The sequence below is a fragment of the Streptomyces sp. NPDC107521 genome (assembly GCF_055598485.1).
On the sequence record NZ_JBVKAT010000009.1, the window covers coordinates 143,508 to 159,899 of the forward strand.

A 16,392-nucleotide genomic window follows, 5' to 3' on the forward strand; every position below is an offset into this window, starting at 1 on the left:
ACCGCCCGCGGACGCCCACCGACCGTTCGTCGTACCGTTCGTCGACGCGATCGACCGTCCGCCGCACACCGCCGCGCGCGCCCTGTCCCCCCGGCGGCCCCCTGGGATGCCATACGCGCATGACGGCCGGAATCGCTCTTCCCGACACGACCACCACCGCCGAACATGAGCTCGCCGCGCTCCAACGGGACCACGGCGGACCGCTGTTCGCGCTGCTCCTGCGGCTCAGCGACGGCGACCGGCAGCGCGCCGAGGACCTTGTGCAGGAGACCCTCGTCCGCGCCTGGCAGCACCCCGAGGCGCTGCGCACCGACGCCTTCGAATCGGTGCGGCCCTGGCTGCTCACCGTGGCCCGCAGGCTCGCCATCGACGCGCGCCGGGCACGGCAGGCACGGCCCGCCGAGGTCGGCGACACCGATCTGGAGAACGCGCCCGCCTGCGCCGACCACGCCGACCGGGCCGCCGCCGCGCTCGACGTGCGCGAGGCCGTGAAGACGCTCTCCCCGGAGCACCGCGAGGTGCTGGTGCTGGTGTACTTCAGGGGGGCGAGCGTGGCGGAGGCCGCGGCGGCACTGGGCATCCCGGCCGGGACGGTGAAGTCCCGCGCGTACTACGCGCTGCGCGCCCTGCGCCGGGTGCTGCCCGGTTACGCCGCCGACCTGCGGTGAAACCCACCGGACGGTCACGTCTTGGCAAAGTGCCTTGCGTGCGCCCCGGTTGAGTAATCGGCTGTCCTCATCCGTGTTCCGGACCGGAGGCGACGCCCCGGGTCGGGCGAGGCGCGCGCACCGGAGGGGGCGGAAGGATGCCGCAGACAGGGCACGAGAGCGCGGAGGGCACCGGCGGGGACGAACTCACCGTCCCCATGGCCTGGTTGTACGCCGAGTACATCGCGGACGAGTTGCTGCGCACCGGCGATCTGATGCCGCCCACGTCCTTCGAGTTCCGCGCCGGGCGGGACGCGCTGGCGCTGACGGTGTTCCTGTCCGACACCGGGGGCGAGCTGTGCGGCATCCGGGTCGTCACCCGGCTGCAGACCTGGCTGTCGCTGACCGCCTACGACCAGCCGTGGCACGAGTGGGTCCGCGAACGGCTGGCCGAGACGGCGGCCGACGCCGACGGCGGCACCTCGCCCGACCTGGAGCTGGCCCGGGCGGCCTGGCGCTGGCTGCGCGAGACGGAGCTGCTCGCCCCCGACCTCAACGCGGTGCCCGGCGGCACGGCGGGCGGCGGCGAGGAGGAGGGCCCCAAGGTGTGGACACCGGCCTGGCGCCTGGGCCTGCCCCTGGGCCACCTCGCCATCCATCTCTTCTGAGGGTCCGCTACTTCAGCAGCCGGGACATCCTGCGGTCCGCCAGGGGCCTGCCGCCGGTCTGGCAGGTCGGGCAGTACTGGAGCGAGGAGTCGCTGAAGGAGACCTCGCGGATGGTGTCGCCGCAGACCGGGCAGGGCTCGCCGGTCCGGCCGTGGACCCGCAGGCCGCTCTTCTTCTCGGCCTTCAGCCGCCCCGCGGCCAGGCCCCGGGACCGCTCCACGGCCCCGGTCAGCGTGGTGCGCAGCGCCCCGTACAGCCGTGCCGTCTCCTCCGGGGTGAGGGAGGCGGCGAGTTTGAAGGGCGACATCCGCGCGGCGTGCAGGATCTCGTCGCTGTAGGCGTTGCCCACGCCCGCGATCAGGCCCTGGTCCCGCAGCGCGCCCTTGAGCCGCCGCCGTTCGCCCGCGAGCAGGCCGGCGAGGCGGGCCTCGTCGAAGTCGTGGGCGAGCGGATCGGGGCCGAGCCGGGCGACGCCGGGCACCAGTTCGGGGTCGGTGACGACGTACACCGCGAGCCGCTTCTGCGTGCCGGCCTCCGTCAGGTCGAACCCCGCGCCGGTGTCCAGGGCGACGCGCAGGGCGAGCGGTCCCCTGCCCGGGCGGGGCGGACCGGCGGGCAGCGTGTCCTGCCAGCGCAGCCAGCCCGCGCGGGCGAGGTGGGTCACCAGGTACGGGCCGCCGTCGGTCCCGATGGAGAGGAACTTGCCGTAGCGGCGAACGCCGGTCACCCGGCGGCCCTCCAGGGCGGTGAGCGGGGGGTCGTAGGTCTTGAGGACGCTGATCGCCACGGGCAGGGCCCGGACGATCTCGCGGCCGTCGAGGTGCTCGGTCAGGAAGTCCCTGAGCGCCTCGACCTCGGGCAGTTCGGGCATGGGTCCAGGGTGCCACCGCCGCGGCCGGACGGCCTCAGGGCTCCCGGCCGGGCGGGGCCGCGGGCCGGACGGCGGGGGCGGGCGCCTCGGCGGGGGCGACGGCCGGGCCGGGCAGGGCGAACTCGGCCCAGACGCACTTGCCGCCGCCGCGCGCCTCCACCCCCCAGCCGTCGGCCAGGGTCTCGACCAGGAGCAGGCCCCGCCCCGTCATCCCGTTCTCCGCCGCCTCCCGGCGGCGCGGCAGGGTGCTGGAGGAGTCCTCGACCTCGACCCGCAGCCTGCGGCCGGTGTCCGACAGGAGCCGCAGGGTGACGACGGCGAAGCCCTCGGTGTGCAGCAGGACGTTGGTGATCAGCTCGTCCGCGACGAGGGCGATGTCGTCGGCGTGCCGCCCGACGCCCCACCCGCGGGCGGCCGTCCGGATCGCGCGCCGCGCCCCGCCGAGGGCCTCCGGGTCGCCGGGGGCCACGTGCCGCCGCAGCCGGCGGCCGGTCTCCCGGCTCTCCCGCTCCCGGCGGCGCAGCAGGAGCAGGGCCGCGTCGTCGTCGCCCCGGCGCCGCGCGGCGAGCTCGATCAGCCGGTCGGCCAGCGCCCGCACCTCCTCGGGGCCGGAGGCGACCAGGGCGGCCAGCGCCCGCACCCCGTCGTCGAGGTCGGCGCCGGGCCGTTCGACGAGGCCGTCGGTGCACAGGACCAGGGTGTCGCCGGGGTCCAGCTCGATGGTGCCGACGGGGTAGGAGAGCCGGCCGAACTCGGCGGACAGGCCGAGCGGCAGCCCGCCCGGGACGGGCACCCGGCGGCAGGCACCTCCGCCGCGCCGCAGCAGGGGGTCGATGTGCCCGGCGCGCACCGCCCGGACCACGCCGGTGGCCAGGTCGGCCTCGGCGTACAGGCAGGTCGCGAAGCGGTCCGTGTCGAGTTCGTGGAGGAAGACGGAGGCCCGCGCCATGACGGTGGCGGGCGGGTGGCCCTCGGCGGCGTAGGCGCGCAGCACGATGCGGAGCTGGCCCATGACCGCGGCGGCGTGGGTGTCGTGGCCCTGGACGTCCCCGATGACGGCGCCGACCCTGCCGCCGGGCAGCGGGATGAGGTCGTACCAGTCGCCGCCGATGTCGCGGCCGAGGGTCCCGGCGGCGCTGGCGGCGCGGTAGCGGACGGCGATGTCGCAGCCGGGCACGCTGGGGATGGTGCGCGGCAGCATGGCCTGCTGGAGCCCCTCGGCGAGGTCCGTCTCCTGCTCGTAGAGCATGGCCCGCTGGAGGCTCTGGGCGATGCTGCTGCCGACCGCGACGAGGACGTTGCGGTCCTCGGGGGTGAAGCCGGAGCGGTCGCTGTAGAGGAGGCCGACCGCGCCGATGGGGCGGGCCTGGGCGATGAGGGGGAGGTAGGCGGCGGCGGTGATCCGCAGGCCGGTCAGGTGCGGCCAGAGGGCGGGGTAGCGCTCCGCGAACTCGCGCGGCGACTCGATGAAGCAGGGGCTGAGGGTGCGCACCGCCTCGCTCATCGGGTACGCCTCGTCGACCCGGGTGACCCGGGTTCCCTCCATGAAGCCGTCGTCCGGGCCCTCGGCCACCACCAGGATGCGGTCGCCCTCCACCAGGCCCATGACGATGCCGGTGGCGCCCAGGTGGGGAAGGCCGGCGGTGTCCTTGAGGGCGTCGATGACGTCGTCGACGGTGCGGGCGTGGGCGAGGGCGGCCGTGGCGGACTGCACGACGCCGGTCCGCCGCCGACGGGCCTCGTCCAGGGCTGCCCGGTCCCGGCGGGCGTCGCTCTCCTCCAGCTCCAGGGTGGCGTCGCGCAGGATGCCGACGATCCGGCGGGGGCGGCCGGCACCGTCCCGCCGGATGCGGCCCTGGGTGTGGGCCCAGCGCAGCGTGCCGTCGCGCAGCCGGACGCGGAAGTAGGCGCCGTAGTGCTCGCTGCCGTTCCTCATCGCCTGCGCGACCAGGGTGTCCAGCCGCAGTCCCTCGGCCCGGGGGACGCGTCCGGCCAGCGCCTCGGGGCGGCCGTCGAACTCCTCGGGCAGCAGGTCGAACACCTCGTGCGCCCGGGCGTCCAGATGGATCAGACCGGTGTCCAGGTCCCAGTCGAAGCTGCCCATGCGGTTGAGCGCCAGGACGGGCGAGGGTCGGGCCGGCCAGTCGGGCCACTCGTCCGGGAGGGACAACGCGCTCGCTCCCGGATCGGCCATGGAGCCCACATTGCCAGGATTCGCCCGATACTTCGACTCAGGCCCGCCTGCCCGGGGCACGACCGCGAGAACGCCGTCCCGCCGGGTACCCAAAGCCCCCGGCGGACGGCGCGGACGGGAGGTGCGCGGCGGTGCAGTGGTTCACCACACCCGACCAGTGGCTGGGCCGGCTGGTGTTCCAGCGCGCCCTGGCCGTGGTGTATCTGGTGGCGTTCCTGTCGGCGCTGCGGCAGTTCCGGGCGCTGATCGGGGAGCGCGGGCTGCTGCCGGTGCCGCGCCACGTGGCCCGGGTGCCGGCGCGGCGGGCACCGAGCCTGTTCCGGTGGCGGTACTCGGACCGTTTCTTCGCGGGCTGCTGCTGGACGGGCTGCGCGGTGTCGGCGGCGCTGGCGGCGGGCGCGGACGGGGCGCTGCCGCTGTGGGGGGGCGATGGCGCTGTGGCTGGTGCCGTGGCTGCTGTACCTGTCGGTGGTGAACGTGGGGCAGACCTGGTACGCGTTCGGCTGGGAGTCGCTGCTGCTGGAGACCGGGTTCCTCGCGGTGTTCCTGGGCAACGACGAGGTGGCGCCGCCGGTGGTGGTGCTGTTCCTGCTGCGGTGGCTGCTGTTCCGGGTCGAGTTCGGGGCGGGGCTGATCAAGATGCGGGGCGATCCGTGCTGGCGGAACCTGACCTGTCTGGACCACCACCACGAGACGCAGCCGATGCCGGGCCCGCTCAGCTGGTTCTTCCACCGGCTGCCCCGGCCGCTGCACCGGGTGGAGGTGGCCGCCAACCACGTCACCCAGCTCGTGGTGCCGTTCCTGCTGTTCACCCCGCAGCCGGTGGCGACGGCCGCCGCGGCCGTGATGATCGCCACCCAGCTCTGGCTGGTGCTGTCGGGCAACTTCGCCTGGCTGAACTGGCTGACCATCGTGCTCGCGCTCCCGGTGATGCGGTTCCCGGGCACTCCCCCGCCCCTGCCGCAGGCTCCGCCCTGGTACGCGGCGGTGGTCCTGGCGGTGGCGGCGGCGCTGCTGTTCCTGAGCCGGGGGCCGGTGCGGAACATGCTCTCCCGGCGCCAGGTCATGAACCGCGCCTTCGACCCGTTCCACCTGGTCAACACCTACGGCGCCTTCGGCAGCGTCAGCCGTGTCCGGCACGAGGTGGTGATCGAGGGGACGGCCGACGCGGTGCCCCGCCCGGACGGGGACTGGCGGGAGTACGAGTTCCGGGGCAAGCCCGGCGACCCCCGGCGCTGGCCGCGCCAGTACGCGCCCTGGCACCTGCGGCTGGACTGGCTGATGTGGTTCGCCGCGCTGTCCCCCGCGTACGCCGCGCCGTGGTTCGGCACCCTGGTGGAGCGGCTGCTGGAGAACGACCCGGCCACGCTGCGGCTGCTGCGCCGCTCGCCGTTCCCGCCGGACGCGCCGCCCCGCTTCGTGCGCGCCCGGCTGTTCCGGTACCGCTACACGACCTGGCGCGAGCTGCGCGCGACGGGGGCGTGCTGGGAGCGGACGTACGTGCGGGAGTACCTGCCGCCGACCCGGCTGGGGGACGCGGACCGGGGGTGAGGCGGACGGCGGGGGCGAGCGCCCGCGAGTGCCACCGGGCCCCGGGAGGGGCGCACCGTGAGCGTCCCGGGCGGGGCCCGGAGCACGCCGTGAACGTCCCGGGCGCGGCTCCGGAGAGCACCCCGCGAACGTCCCGGGCGCTTCCCGGGGGCCGCCCTGCCTCCTCCCGGCGGCCGGGCGGGCGGTACGGTACGGGACCGTGGTCCCGGCGGGAGGTGTCCGGGCGGGCGGGCCCTCCGGGCACGGGTGTCCGGCGGGCGGGCCGTCCGCGCGGCTCCGCCGCCCGGGGCGCGGGCGACCCGCCCCACCGCACCCCGAGGAGCCCCCCGTGACCGACTGGGCCGGCCGGACCGCCGCAGAGATCGCCGCCGCCGTTCGCGAGGGGCGGGCCGCGCCCCGGGAGGTGGTGGCCGCGCACCTCGCCCGGATCGAGCGGCTGGACGCCCGGATCGGCGCCTTCCGCGCCGTGCGGTCCCGGGCCGCGCTCGCCGAGGCCGACGAGGTGGCCGCCCGGGGCGATCTGGGCACGCTGCCGCTGGCCGGCGTTCCGGTGGCGGTGAAGGACAACCTGGCGGTGCGCGGGGAGGCGCTGCGCAACGGCTCGGCCGCCACCCCGGACACGCCCGCCGGGGCCGACCACGCCACCGTGGCCCGGCTGCGGGCGGCGGGCGCGGTGGTCGTGGGGCTGACCAACGTGCCCGAGCTGTGCGTGTTCGGCACCACCGACGGCGTCCACGGCACCGCCCGCAACCCCTGGGACCGGACGCGGTCGGCGGGCGGTTCCTCGGGCGGGAGCGCCGCGGCCGTCGCCGCCGGGATGGTCCCGCTGGCGCTGGGCAACGACGGGATGGGGTCGCTGCGCATACCCGCGGCCAACTGCGGTCTGGTCACGATCAAACCGGGACACGGCGTGGTGCCGGCCGGCATCGGCGACGGAGACTGGTTCGGGCTGTCGGAGAACGGCCCGCTGGCGACCACCGTCGAGGACCTGCGCCTGGCGCTGGCGGTCCTCGCGGACACGGTGCCGCCGCCCCGCCGGGAGCCCGGCGGTCTGCGGGTCGCCGTCTCGACGCGCAGCCCCCTGGCCGGGGTCACCGTCGCGCGTCCGTACGGGGACGCGGTCCGGGCCGTCGCCGCGCTGCTGATGCGCGAGGGGCACGTGGTGCGCCGCGCCGACCCGCCCTACCCGGCGTCGCTGGGGACGACCGCGCTCACCCACTGGTCCGCGGGCACGGCGGTGGACGCGCGGGGCCTGGACCCCCGGCTGCTGACGCGGCGCACCCGGGTGCACGCGGCCATCGGGCGGCGCTTCGCCCCCTCGGTGGAAACCAGCCGTGCCCGGGAGCGGCTGCGGGCCCGGCTGGCGCCGTTCTTCGCGGAGTACGACGTGCTGCTGACCCCGGCGCTGGCCCGCCGCTCGCCCCTGGCCGGGCCCTGGCACGAGCGGGGCTGGCTGCGCAACGTGGCGGCGAACTCGGGGTACTCGCCGTTCACCCCGCCGTGGAACCTGACCGGATGGCCCGCGATGGCCCTCCCGTCCGGCACCCTGCCGTCGGGTGCCCCCGCCGCCGTGCAGCTGGTGGGGCGGCCGGGCTCGGAGGGGGTGCTGCTGGAGGTGGCGGAGCGGATCGAGGCGCTGCGCCCCTGGCGGCGGACGGCGCCGCTGGACTGACGCCCCGCTCGGGCGCCCCGCCCGCTACGGGGCGCGGTACAGGATGAGCGGCCCGGCCCGGCCCGGCCCGGCCGTGCCGGGGGGGGCGAAGGCGTCCGGCACAGTGCCGAGGACCCCGAACCCCAGGGAGGTCCGGCGCCGCACGGCGGGGCTGGTCCCGACGACGGCGTTGAACACATGGCCCGGTAGCCCTGTGCGGCGGCCTCGGCCAGGACGTGCTCCGCGAGGGCCCGCCCGGTGCCCCGCCCGGTGCGGCCGGGGTCGGCCATGAACCCGGCGTTGGCGATCCCGGCGGCCGGACCCCCGTAGTAGGGGGGCAGGTACGCGGACGCGACGACCGCGCCGTCGTCGTCGGTGACGCGGACGCGCTCGGCGGGCCCCGACCACGGGGACCCGACCTCCTCCTCGGAGGTGTCCGGGTCCCAGGTGCGGGTGTCCCCCGCGGCGACGACGCGGTGCCAGACGGGCCGGATCCGCGGCCAGTCGCCGGGGGTCGCTTCCCCGATCGGCATGGGCGCGAGTCCGGTACGCCCGCCGCCGGGGCCCGGAGCGACCGGCCCGCGCTCGGCGGGTCAGTCCACGCTGGGCAGGATGTGGGGCTCCGCGAGGTCCTCCTCGTACCCGGCGAGGCGGATGGGCGCGGAGCGGGCCCACACGTCGAGGCTGCCGATCTCCCCGGGGCGGCGGCGCCTGCGCCCGCCGTACTCCTCGGGGGTCAGATCCGGGTCGGTCATCGTCTCCGGTGTCACCGCGCACTCCTTATGTGTCGGGTCACCCGCGGGCCCGGCGGCCGGGCCGCTGTCCGGTCACCGACGCCCGCGCGGGGTTCTGGTCGCCTGCAGTTCGGACGCGGTGGCGCCGGTACTCGGGCGGGACCGGGCCGCGGTCGGCCCGCCCGTCCCTGACGGACCGTGGGTGCGGAATGGGTGGAATCCCGGATCGCCGCCCGTCCGGCTCAGATTAACCAAATGAGCGGGGCCGCGCTCTATGGGGCTCGAAATCCGGGCGATTCCTTCACCGGGGCACCGCACCCGGTCGGGACGTTGCGCACGCTTTCATCACTTTCGCCCGTCCACCCGGCTCACCCGATCGGCGTAGGGAAGGGGGACGGGTTCGCCGGAACGGAGGAGCGCGGGGCGTCCCGTTCAGCCGCCGTTGGTCGGGGCGCCAACCGGGCATGGTGCGCTGCCGGTACGGACCGGCTGTCTGGCGGGAGGACCGAGGCGTGGAACTGCGCAGCGTCGAGGAGCTGATGGACCTGCTGTACGCCTGCCGGGGCGTGCGTCCCGGCACCGGCGGGGGCACCGGACCCGGCGGGGCGGGCGACGCCCACGGGCACGCGCTGCGGACCGCCGCGCTGCTGCGCCGGCGGCGCCCGGCCGACAAGGAGCTTCAGGTGGCCGGACTGGTCTGCCCGGTGGGCCGCGCGCTGTGGCCGGGCGATCCGGGCGGCCGCACCGCCGGGGCGGTGGAGCCGCTGCTGGGGCGCCGGGTGGGGCGGCTGCTGCGCCGCCACGCGGGTGCGGACGGGATGCCCGACGACGACGTCGACCGCCTCGGGCAGGCGGACGAGGAGGCCCGGACGGCGGTGTTCGACGCCGGGGTCCTGGAGGACTGGCGGACGGTGCTGGAACTGGTGGCCGCGCGCAGCGCCCGGCTGGGGGCGGCGGACTGACCCGGCGCCGGCGGTGCCGCCGCGCCCCGGCCGGCGCGGCAGCGGGCGGGGTCACCGCCCGCCGGGCGCCGCACCGGGGTGCCGCGGTGCGGCGGGGCTCACCACTTGCCGGGGGCGTAGTCCTTCATGAAGACGCCGAACAGGTCCTCGCCCGCCTCGCCGCGCACGATCGGGTCGTAGACGCGGGCGGCGCCGTCGATCAGGTCGAGCGGGGCATGGAAGCCCTCCTCGGCCAGCCGCAGCTTGTCGTAGTGCGGGCGCTCGTCGGTGATCCAGCCGGTGTCGACGGAGGTCATCAGGATGCGGTCGGCGTCGAACATCTCCTGGGCGCTGGTCCGCGTCACCATGTTCATGGCGGCCTTGGCCGCGTTGGTGTTGGGGTGGCCCGCGCCCTTGTAGCCGCGGGCGAACACGCCCTCCATGGCGGAGACGTTGACGACGTAGGCGCGTCCCGCGGCCGACCGGCGCGCGGCCTCGGCCATCGCCGGGCGCAACTTGCTGATCAGGATGAACGGCGACGTGTAGTTGCAGAGCTGGGTCTCCAGCAGTTCCACCGGGGAGATCTGCTCGATGGTCTGCACCCAGGTATTGGTGTCGACCACGTCCGGCACCAGTCCGCCCGCGTCGATGGCGGTGCCCTCGCGGTGCCGGACCACGCTGGCGTTGCCCGCCACCAGGGCGAGGTCGGCGACCTTCTGCGCGTCGAGCCCGGAGGTGCCGACGGGCAGCGCGGTCAGCCCGTCCACCGCGCCGGAGTTGAAGGCGCCGATGACGTGGTGGCCCGGCAGTTCCCCGGCCGGCAGCGGCGCGCCCTCGCCGTCGACGAGGGCGGCGTAGGCGCTGGGCAGGCGGCGTACGGTCTGGGTGGCGTTGTTGATCAGGATGTCGAGCGGGCCCTGCCCGGCGATCCGGTCGGCGAGCGCCACGGTCTGCCCCGGGTCGCGCAGGTCGATGCCGACGACCTCCAGGCGGTGCAGCCACTCCCCCGAGTCGTCCATGGCCGTGAAGCGGCGGATGGCGTCCTTGGGGAAGCGGGTGGTGACGGTGGTGTGGGCGCCGTCGCGCAGCAGCCGGAGCGCGATGTACATGCCGATCTTGGCCCGGCCGCCGGTGAGCAGGGCGCGCTTGCCGCCGAGGTCGGCGCGGGCGTCGCGCCGGGTCCGGTTCTCGGCGGCGCACTCCGGGCAGAGCTGGTGGTAGAAGTAGTCGACCTCGACGTAGCGCTGCTTGCAGATGTAGCAGGAGCGCGGGCGCTGGAGTATGCCGGCGACCGTGCCCTCCTCGGTGCGGGAGGAGGGCAGGAGGCCCTCGGTCTCGTCGTCGATGCGCTGGGCGGAGCCGGTGGCGGTGGCCTCGGTGACGGCCTTGTCGTGGGCGGTCTTGGCGGCCCGGCGCTCCTGGCGGCGGCGCTGCTTGACCGTGCGGTAGATGTGCGAGGTGGCCCGGCGGACGCGGATGGCGTCGGGGTGGTCGACCTCCAGCCCGTCAAGTTCCTCCAGCACGCTCAGGCAGACGGCGAGCCGTTCGGGGTCGATGCCGGGGCCGTACTCGGCCGCGGGCACCTCGTCCGTGGTCGCCGCACCGTCCTGTGTCACCGTCATCGCCGCTGCCGTCCCTGGTCACCGTCGCGGCGCTTCGAGACGCGTCCGCTGTCGAACGGGGGATTTTAGGCGGCGCCGGCCCACGGAGCCAAACCCGCGGGGGTCAGGAACCGCAGGCAGTGAGCAAGGTCTCGGCCTCCTCGGTCAGGGCGCGGGCGAGCAGGTCGAGGTCCGGGACCGCCCCGGCGTCCGCGACCAGCCCGTAGTGGACCCGGCCCCGGTAGGTGGAGACGGCCACCGCGAGGGCGTGGCCCCGGGCCAGCGGGGCGTACGGGTACACCTCGGTGAGCGGGTGGCCGCCGAGCCGCAGGCCGAGGCTCGGCAGCGGCACGCTGGTGACCAGGATGTCGAACCAGAGCCGGGCCACCTGGCCGACCAGGGGGCCGCCGAGGCGGTGGCCGAGCGCGGGGACGTGGTCCGCGAGCAGGGCGACGGCCCCGGCGCCCCGGGCGGGTCCGGCGTCCTTGTTGCGGTCCATGGCGGCGCGGACGGTGCCGAGCCGGGAGAGCGGGTCGGGATCGCCGACCGGGAGCCGTATCAGATAGCCGGAGAGCCGGTTGCCCTGCGGGTGGGCGGTGCGCGGGCGGCGCCGGGAGACGGGGATCAGGGCGCGGGGGGCCACGCCCTCGCTGCCGTCGCCGCGCTCGTCCAGCCAGCGGCGCAGGGCCCCGGCGACGACGGCGATAAGGACGTCGTTGACGGTGCCGCCGACGGTCTTGCGGACGCGGTGCACGTCGTCGAGGTCGAGGGAGACCCCGGCGGTGCGGCGGGTGCCGGAGGCCCCCGCGGCGAGGGCGGGCGAGGAGCGGACGTCGAGGGTGGACAGGGCCGCGGCGGCACCGATGTCCAGGGCGCGTCCGGCGTCGGAGAGGGCGCCGCGCAGCAGGCCGGGCAGGTCCCGCACCGCGGGGAGCGGGCCGCGCCGGGGCGGCTCGGGGCGGGGGCGCGGCTCGGGCAGGTCCACGGGGTCGAGGATCCCGGCGGCCAGGGTGAGCGCGCGCAGCCCGTCGGCCAGGGCGTGGTGGAACTTGAACAGCACGGCGAACGACGCGCCGTCGGCGGCCGGCAGCACATGAGCCTCCCAGGGCGGCCGGTCGCGGTCGAGAGGGCGTTCCATCAGCCGCCCGGCGGCGGTCTGGAAGTCGGCGGCCGGCGGGTGCAGCCGGACGTGGTCGAGGGGGTCGAAGTCGGGGTCGGGCTCGCGGGCGGCGCCGCCCAGGGAGGCGAGGGAGCCGAGGGAGAGGGGCCGGCCGGGGGCGAGCGGGGGGCGCCAGCGGTCGCGGATGCGCATCCGCAGCCCCGGCACCGCGGGCGCGCGGGCCGCGAGCAGGTCGGCGGCGTGGGCACCGGCGGTGGGCGAGTCGGCGGGGAAGACGCCCAGCGCTCCCAGGTGCATGGGGTGCTCGGCGGACTCGATGCTCCAGAACGCCAGGTCGAGGGGGGCGAGCGGATGGGACGTCACGGGTGCCTCGCGGGGACGTGGGTGGAGCAGCAGTCAATCGCCCTCCGCCGATTACGGTCAAGTACGATCACGTTACGCACAGTTAACGACAAGGAGAAGTCCTGTGCCCGGGAGCGGGGCGGGGCGCCGGGACCTGCGCGGGTACCGCGGTCCCGCGCCCCGCGGGCCCCGGCCGGGGGCGGAGCGTTCACCCGTACGGCTGCGGGCCGACCGTGGCGGGGCCGGGCCCGGGCCGCGCCCACCCCTTCCCCGGCACCTCCCCGGCGCACGCGTCCACGCCCTTGACCGCTCCCGCGCCCCTCTTCCGCGTCCGCCGCGCCCGCGCCCGTGCCCGCGTCCATGCCGGTGTCCGTGCCCGTGCCCGTGTCCGTCGTCCGTCGGCTCACCCGGCGGGGAGGTCCCCCGCGGGGCCCGGGGGCCGGGCGCTCCGGGGCGCGCGGGGGAAGCAGCAGTCGCCGCAGACTCCGCCGCCGGGGACCCGGTAGTACAGGCAGCAGCTCAGCCGCCGGAAGACGGTGTCCGGCGGGGTGCCGGGACGGGCCGGGAGCGCGGTGAGGACGCCGGTGCCCGTCAGCAGGGGGTGCGCGAACAGGGCGGCGGTCAGCGTCCGGGCGCGTTCCGCCGCGTCCGGACGCCCCTGGGCGCGGGCCAGCCGGCCGAACTCCCGGGCGGCGCCGGCCAGGGCGGAGGCGACGTTGCCCCGCAGGAGTCCGGTGGCGACCCGGTAGCGGGCGTGCACGGCGGCCGTCAGCGGCACGAGCTGGGCGTCCAGCACGGTCCCCGCCAGGGTGGCCGCGTCCCCGGGCAGGGGCTCGACCCCGGTCAGCCACAGGTCGTCGGGGGCGGCGGCGCCGGGGTCCCAGCGCAGCAGCGGGGAGCGCGGATCGGGGACGGCGCCGTAGAGGGCGGCGCAGCCCAGCGCCACCGACCAGAGCCGGGCCGCGAGCCCCTGGTGCGCGACGGAGGCGGCGACCCGGATCTCGGGGGCGCGCAGCAGGGCGGCGACCCTGCGGACCCGGAAGCCCAGCGGGTCCCGCTGCGGGGAGGGCGGCTCCGCGGGCTCCCCGGCGGACACCGGCGACCAGGCCCGCGCGAGGGCGGGCAGTACGGACGGGGGCGTCGCGGTCCGCAGGGCGAAGTAGCCGCCGAACGGCCGGAGGGCGTCGAGGCCGGGGTCGAGGTCCACCCGCCAGTCCTATCAACACCCCCAGGGGTGTCGGGAGTCGGGGGCGACGGGGCCGGGCCCGGGGGACGGGGCCCACCCTGGGGAGGACCGGGGGCCCGGTGTACTCCATCGGTAGTAGGACGCAATGAGTGCTCAGGGACGACGACGGGAAGCTCCTGGCACGGCATCGTGTTGTGCATGGAAGACGCCCCTTCGCCACGCGGGGCCCTCGGGTCCCGCCTCCCGCAGAGGAACTGCCGATGAGCGCCCTCGCGCTGTCCGTTCTGCTCTCGCTCGTGTCCGCGGTGGCGTACGCGGGCGGGGCGATCGTGCAGGAGCGCGTGGCGGTCTCCTCCCCCTCCGCCCAGTACGCGCCGCTGCGCCGTCCGGGCTGGTGGGCCGCGGTGGGGCTGAACGGTCTCGGGGCCCTGCTGCACGTGGTGGCGCTCGCCTACGGTCCGCTGAGCCTGGTGCAGCCCTCGGGGGCGCTGACCATCGTCTTCGCGCTGCCCATGGCGGCGCTGTTCGTGGGCCGCAGGGCGGGGGCGACCGCCTGGCGGGGCGCGATCATGGCGACGGTGGGCCTGGCGGGCCTGCTGGCGCTGGTCGCCGCGTCGGACGCGCGGTCCCTGGACACGGCCCAGCGGCTGGCTGCGGCCGTCGTCACGGCCGGGGCGCTCGTGGCGCTGATGGCCGCGGCCCGCGCCGCGCACCGGCACCCCGCGGTGCGCAGCATCCTGCTCGCGACGGCGGCCGGTATCGCCTTCGGCATGGCGTCGGTGTTCACCAAGACCGTGGCCGTGGACTGGACCGGCGGTGCGCCGGTGGCCGGGCTCGCGAGCCTGGCCGTCATCGGGGTGCTGGCCACGGCCGGGATGCTGCTGTCGCAGGCGTCCTACCGGGGCGCGGGCCTGGCCGCGCCGCTGGCCACGCTGACGGTCGTCAACCCGGTGGTGGCCGCGGTGGTCGGCCTGACGATGTTCGGGGAGACCTTCCGCTACGGCTCGACGGGCACCGCGCTGGCCCTGAGCTGCGGTGTGGTCGCGGCGGGCGGGCTGATCCTGCTGACCACGGAGCGGATCGCGCGGGAGACGACGGAGGGCGCGGAGCCCCGGGACGAGGACGGCGGCCCGGGGCCGGACGCGGCGGTCACGACGGTGTCGCCGGCTCCGCGCACGGTGCCTGCCGGTCCGGCGGCCCGGTGGGCACCGGTCGTCCCGGCGGCCGGAAGGCGGGCGGCGGTCCCCGCCGGTCCGCTCTCCCCGGCGGCCTCACCGGTCCCCCCGGCGGGCGCGGTGCTCCTCGCGGGAGCTCCCGGGGAGCCGTCGGCGCCGAAGGTCTTCCTCCCCTCCCCGGCACCGGCCGCCGCGCGGGTGGTGCTGTCGCACCCCGCTCAGGCGCGCGCCACCGGCACCGGCCCCGGGCCGGTGCCCGAGGGCGGCTGGGGCGGGGCCGGGGAGACCGACACGGGTGGCTGGGCGGCCGGTCCCGGGGACATCCCCTTCGGCCCGCTCACCGGCGGGCCCCGGGTGCCGCTGCGGGGCCTCGACCGGCACCGGGTGCGGATCAGAGCGTGACCCCGCCCGCCCGGAGATAGGCCACCGGGTCGACGTCGGAACCGAAACCGGGCCCCGTCCGCACCTCGAAGTGCAGATGCGGGCCCGTGCTGTTGCCCGTGGTCCCCGAACGGCCGATCCGCTGGCCGGCGCCGACCGACTGGCCGCCGCGGACGGAGATCGCGGAGAGATGGGCGTACTGGGAGTAGCGGCCGTCGGCGTGGCGGACCACCACCTCGTAGCCGAAGGAACCGCCCCAGCCCGCGCTGACCACCTGCCCCGCCCCGATGGACTTCACGGAGGTGCCGGTGGGCACGGGGAAGTCGATGCCCGTGTGGTAGCCCTTCGACCAGGAGCCGCCCGTGCGGTGGTACGGCGTGCCGGTCGGGGCGTCGACGGGCCGGACCAGGCCGCGGTGCGCCGGTGCCTGCTTCCCGGGCGCGGCCGGGCGGGCCGCCCTGGGCTGGGGCGCGGCGGCCTTCCCGGGCGCCTTCGCGGCGGGCCGGGAGGGGGCGGGCGCCCCCTGGCCGCGCAGCGCCAGCCGCTGTCCCGGCACTATCAGGTCGGGGTCCGATCCGATCGTCGCCCGGTTGGCCTGGTAGAGCCGGTGCCAGCCGCCCCGGACCTTCGCGTCGTCCGCGATGCCGGACAGGGTGTCGCCGGTGACGACGGTGTACATCCTGGCGGTGCCGGCCCGGGACTGCGGTGTGGTCTGCGGCTGGACGTCCGGCGCGGAGCGCCGGCCCGCCGGGGCGGCCAGGGGTTTCGCGGAGCGCCCGGCCTCGGCGGGCCGGACCGACTCGGCGGCGCGGGCGGGGGCGGCGGCCGGGGCGGGGCCGCCCCGGGTCAGCCCGGCCCGGGTGGAGCAGGTCGGCCAGGCGCCGGGGCCCTGGCCGTCGAGGACCTTCTCGGCGACGGCGATCTGCTGGTCCCGGGTGGCCAGGTCCGCGCGCGGGGCGTAGGCGCCGCCGCCGTACGCCTCCCAGGTGGACTGGGTGAACTGCAGCCCGCCGAAGTAGCCGTTGCCGGTGTTGATGTCCCAGTTGCCGGTGGACTCGCAGGCGGCCACCTTCTCCCAGGTGGCCACGTCGGCCGCCTGGGCGGCTCCGGCGCCGATGAACGGCAGCGCGATGCCCGCGCCGCTCGCGGTGACGGTCAGCGAGGCACGGTTGATCCTGTTCGGCTGGTACCGGCGGTGCCGGCCGCGTACGGCCATGACGAACCCCTTCGACAATGCGTCAGGAGTCGCAAAAGTAAGCGCTGCGAACAGGCACGGACAAGACGGCAATCGGCCGGTTGGTCCGGGGAAGTGGCGCGGAATCGCCGCACG

Annotated in this window: 12 protein-coding genes and 2 pseudogenes; 6 read left to right on the forward strand and 8 right to left on the reverse strand. The window is 76.7% G+C overall.

Translation table 11 applies throughout. The features are described from left to right. Nucleotides 1-119 precede the first annotated feature (119 nt). Nucleotides 120-668 carry a sigma-70 family RNA polymerase sigma factor gene (locus ACZ7LB_RS16195; RefSeq protein WP_161228947.1) on the forward strand — a complete coding sequence of 183 codons (549 nt, stop codon included), beginning with the start codon at nt 120-122 and terminating at the stop codon, nt 666-668. A gap of 137 nt (nt 669-805) precedes the next feature. Beyond that, nucleotides 806-1,315 (forward strand): hypothetical protein, encoded by a 510-nt coding sequence (locus tag ACZ7LB_RS16200; protein WP_471468706.1) that lies wholly within the window; start codon nt 806-808, stop codon nt 1,313-1,315. A gap of 7 nt (nt 1,316-1,322) precedes the next feature. Here ACZ7LB_RS16200 and ACZ7LB_RS16205 read toward each other — a convergent pair whose 3' ends face one another. Both ACZ7LB_RS16205 and ACZ7LB_RS16210 read right to left on the reverse strand, forming a co-directional pair. Further along, nucleotides 1,323-2,186: an Fpg/Nei family DNA glycosylase gene (locus ACZ7LB_RS16205; RefSeq protein WP_471468707.1), complete on the reverse strand. Its 864-nt coding sequence runs from the start codon at nt 2,184-2,186 to the stop codon at nt 1,323-1,325. 34 nt (nt 2,187-2,220) lie between these two features. Next, the gene (locus ACZ7LB_RS16210; RefSeq protein WP_471468708.1) at nt 2,221-4,380 is read right to left on the reverse strand and encodes a SpoIIE family protein phosphatase; all 2,160 of its coding nucleotides are present in this window, start codon (nt 4,378-4,380) and stop codon (nt 2,221-2,223) included. Nucleotides 4,381-4,511: 131 nt separating this feature from the next. Here ACZ7LB_RS16210 and ACZ7LB_RS16215 point away from each other — a divergent pair. Together ACZ7LB_RS16215 and ACZ7LB_RS16220 are read left to right on the forward strand one after the other, a co-directional pair. Then, a pseudogene (locus ACZ7LB_RS16215) lies at nt 4,512-5,931 on the forward strand (lipase maturation factor family protein). A gap of 328 nt (nt 5,932-6,259) precedes the next feature. Next, nucleotides 6,260-7,603: an amidase gene (locus ACZ7LB_RS16220; RefSeq protein ID WP_471468709.1), complete on the forward strand. Its 1,344-nt coding sequence runs from the start codon at nt 6,260-6,262 to the stop codon at nt 7,601-7,603. Nucleotides 7,604-7,627: 24 nt separating this feature from the next. Here the strand turns inward: ACZ7LB_RS16220 and ACZ7LB_RS16225 are convergent. Both ACZ7LB_RS16225 and ACZ7LB_RS16230 read right to left on the reverse strand, forming a co-directional pair. Continuing rightward, nucleotides 7,628-8,115: pseudogene (locus ACZ7LB_RS16225) on the reverse strand (GNAT family N-acetyltransferase). Between the two features lie 60 nt (nt 8,116-8,175). Continuing rightward, complete coding sequence (locus ACZ7LB_RS16230; RefSeq protein WP_202551848.1) at nt 8,176-8,352, reverse strand: hypothetical protein; 177 nt, start codon at nt 8,350-8,352, stop codon at nt 8,176-8,178. A 476-nt stretch (nt 8,353-8,828) separates the two neighbouring features. Between ACZ7LB_RS16230 and ACZ7LB_RS16235 the strand changes: the two genes are divergently transcribed. Continuing rightward, nucleotides 8,829-9,278: a hypothetical protein gene (locus tag ACZ7LB_RS16235; protein ID WP_471468710.1), complete on the forward strand. Its 450-nt coding sequence runs from the start codon at nt 8,829-8,831 to the stop codon at nt 9,276-9,278. A gap of 98 nt (nt 9,279-9,376) precedes the next feature. Here ACZ7LB_RS16235 and ACZ7LB_RS16240 read toward each other — a convergent pair whose 3' ends face one another. From ACZ7LB_RS16240 to ACZ7LB_RS16250, 3 genes are all read right to left on the reverse strand, one after another. Further along, nucleotides 9,377-10,879 (reverse strand): SDR family NAD(P)-dependent oxidoreductase, encoded by a 1,503-nt coding sequence (locus ACZ7LB_RS16240; protein WP_471468711.1) that lies wholly within the window; start codon nt 10,877-10,879, stop codon nt 9,377-9,379. A 103-nt stretch (nt 10,880-10,982) separates the two neighbouring features. After that, complete coding sequence (locus ACZ7LB_RS16245; RefSeq protein ID WP_471468712.1) at nt 10,983-12,341, reverse strand: wax ester/triacylglycerol synthase family O-acyltransferase; 1,359 nt, start codon at nt 12,339-12,341, stop codon at nt 10,983-10,985. A gap of 382 nt (nt 12,342-12,723) precedes the next feature. After that, on the reverse strand, nt 12,724-13,527 hold the full coding sequence (locus tag ACZ7LB_RS16250; RefSeq protein ID WP_471468713.1) for a (2Fe-2S)-binding protein: 804 nt from the start codon (nt 13,525-13,527) through the stop codon (nt 12,724-12,726). A 239-nt stretch (nt 13,528-13,766) separates the two neighbouring features. Here ACZ7LB_RS16250 and ACZ7LB_RS16255 point away from each other — a divergent pair, with 239 nt between their 5' ends. Continuing rightward, entirely contained in the window at nt 13,767-15,083 is a 1,317-nt protein-coding gene (locus ACZ7LB_RS16255; RefSeq protein WP_471468715.1) for a DMT family transporter, read from the forward strand. Here ACZ7LB_RS16255 and ACZ7LB_RS16260 read toward each other — a convergent pair. Further along, nucleotides 15,073-16,278 (reverse strand): transglycosylase family protein, encoded by a 1,206-nt coding sequence (locus ACZ7LB_RS16260; protein WP_471468717.1) that lies wholly within the window; start codon nt 16,276-16,278, stop codon nt 15,073-15,075. The two genes, ACZ7LB_RS16255 and ACZ7LB_RS16260, sit on opposite strands and share 11 nt — an antisense overlap. Nucleotides 16,279-16,392 lie beyond the last annotated feature (114 nt).

What these genes read in the sequence shown, in the direction of transcription:
- ACZ7LB_RS16195 (WP_161228947.1), top strand. Translation starts at nt 120, where the DNA reads ATGACGGCCGGAATCGCTCTTCCCGACACGACCACCACCGCCGAACAT.
- ACZ7LB_RS16200 (WP_471468706.1), top strand. Translation starts at nt 806, where the DNA reads ATGCCGCAGACAGGGCACGAGAGCGCGGAGGGCACCGGCGGGGACGAA.
- ACZ7LB_RS16205 (WP_471468707.1), bottom strand. Translation starts at nt 2,186, where the DNA reads ATGCCCGAACTGCCCGAGGTCGAGGCGCTCAGGGACTTCCTGACCGAG.
- ACZ7LB_RS16210 (WP_471468708.1), bottom strand. Translation starts at nt 4,380, where the DNA reads ATGGCCGATCCGGGAGCGAGCGCGTTGTCCCTCCCGGACGAGTGGCCC.
- ACZ7LB_RS16240 (WP_471468711.1), bottom strand. Translation starts at nt 10,879, where the DNA reads ATGACGGTGACACAGGACGGTGCGGCGACCACGGACGAGGTGCCCGCG.
- ACZ7LB_RS16255 (WP_471468715.1), top strand. Translation starts at nt 13,767, where the DNA reads ATGAGCGCCCTCGCGCTGTCCGTTCTGCTCTCGCTCGTGTCCGCGGTG.
- ACZ7LB_RS16260 (WP_471468717.1), bottom strand. Translation starts at nt 16,278, where the DNA reads ATGGCCGTACGCGGCCGGCACCGCCGGTACCAGCCGAACAGGATCAAC.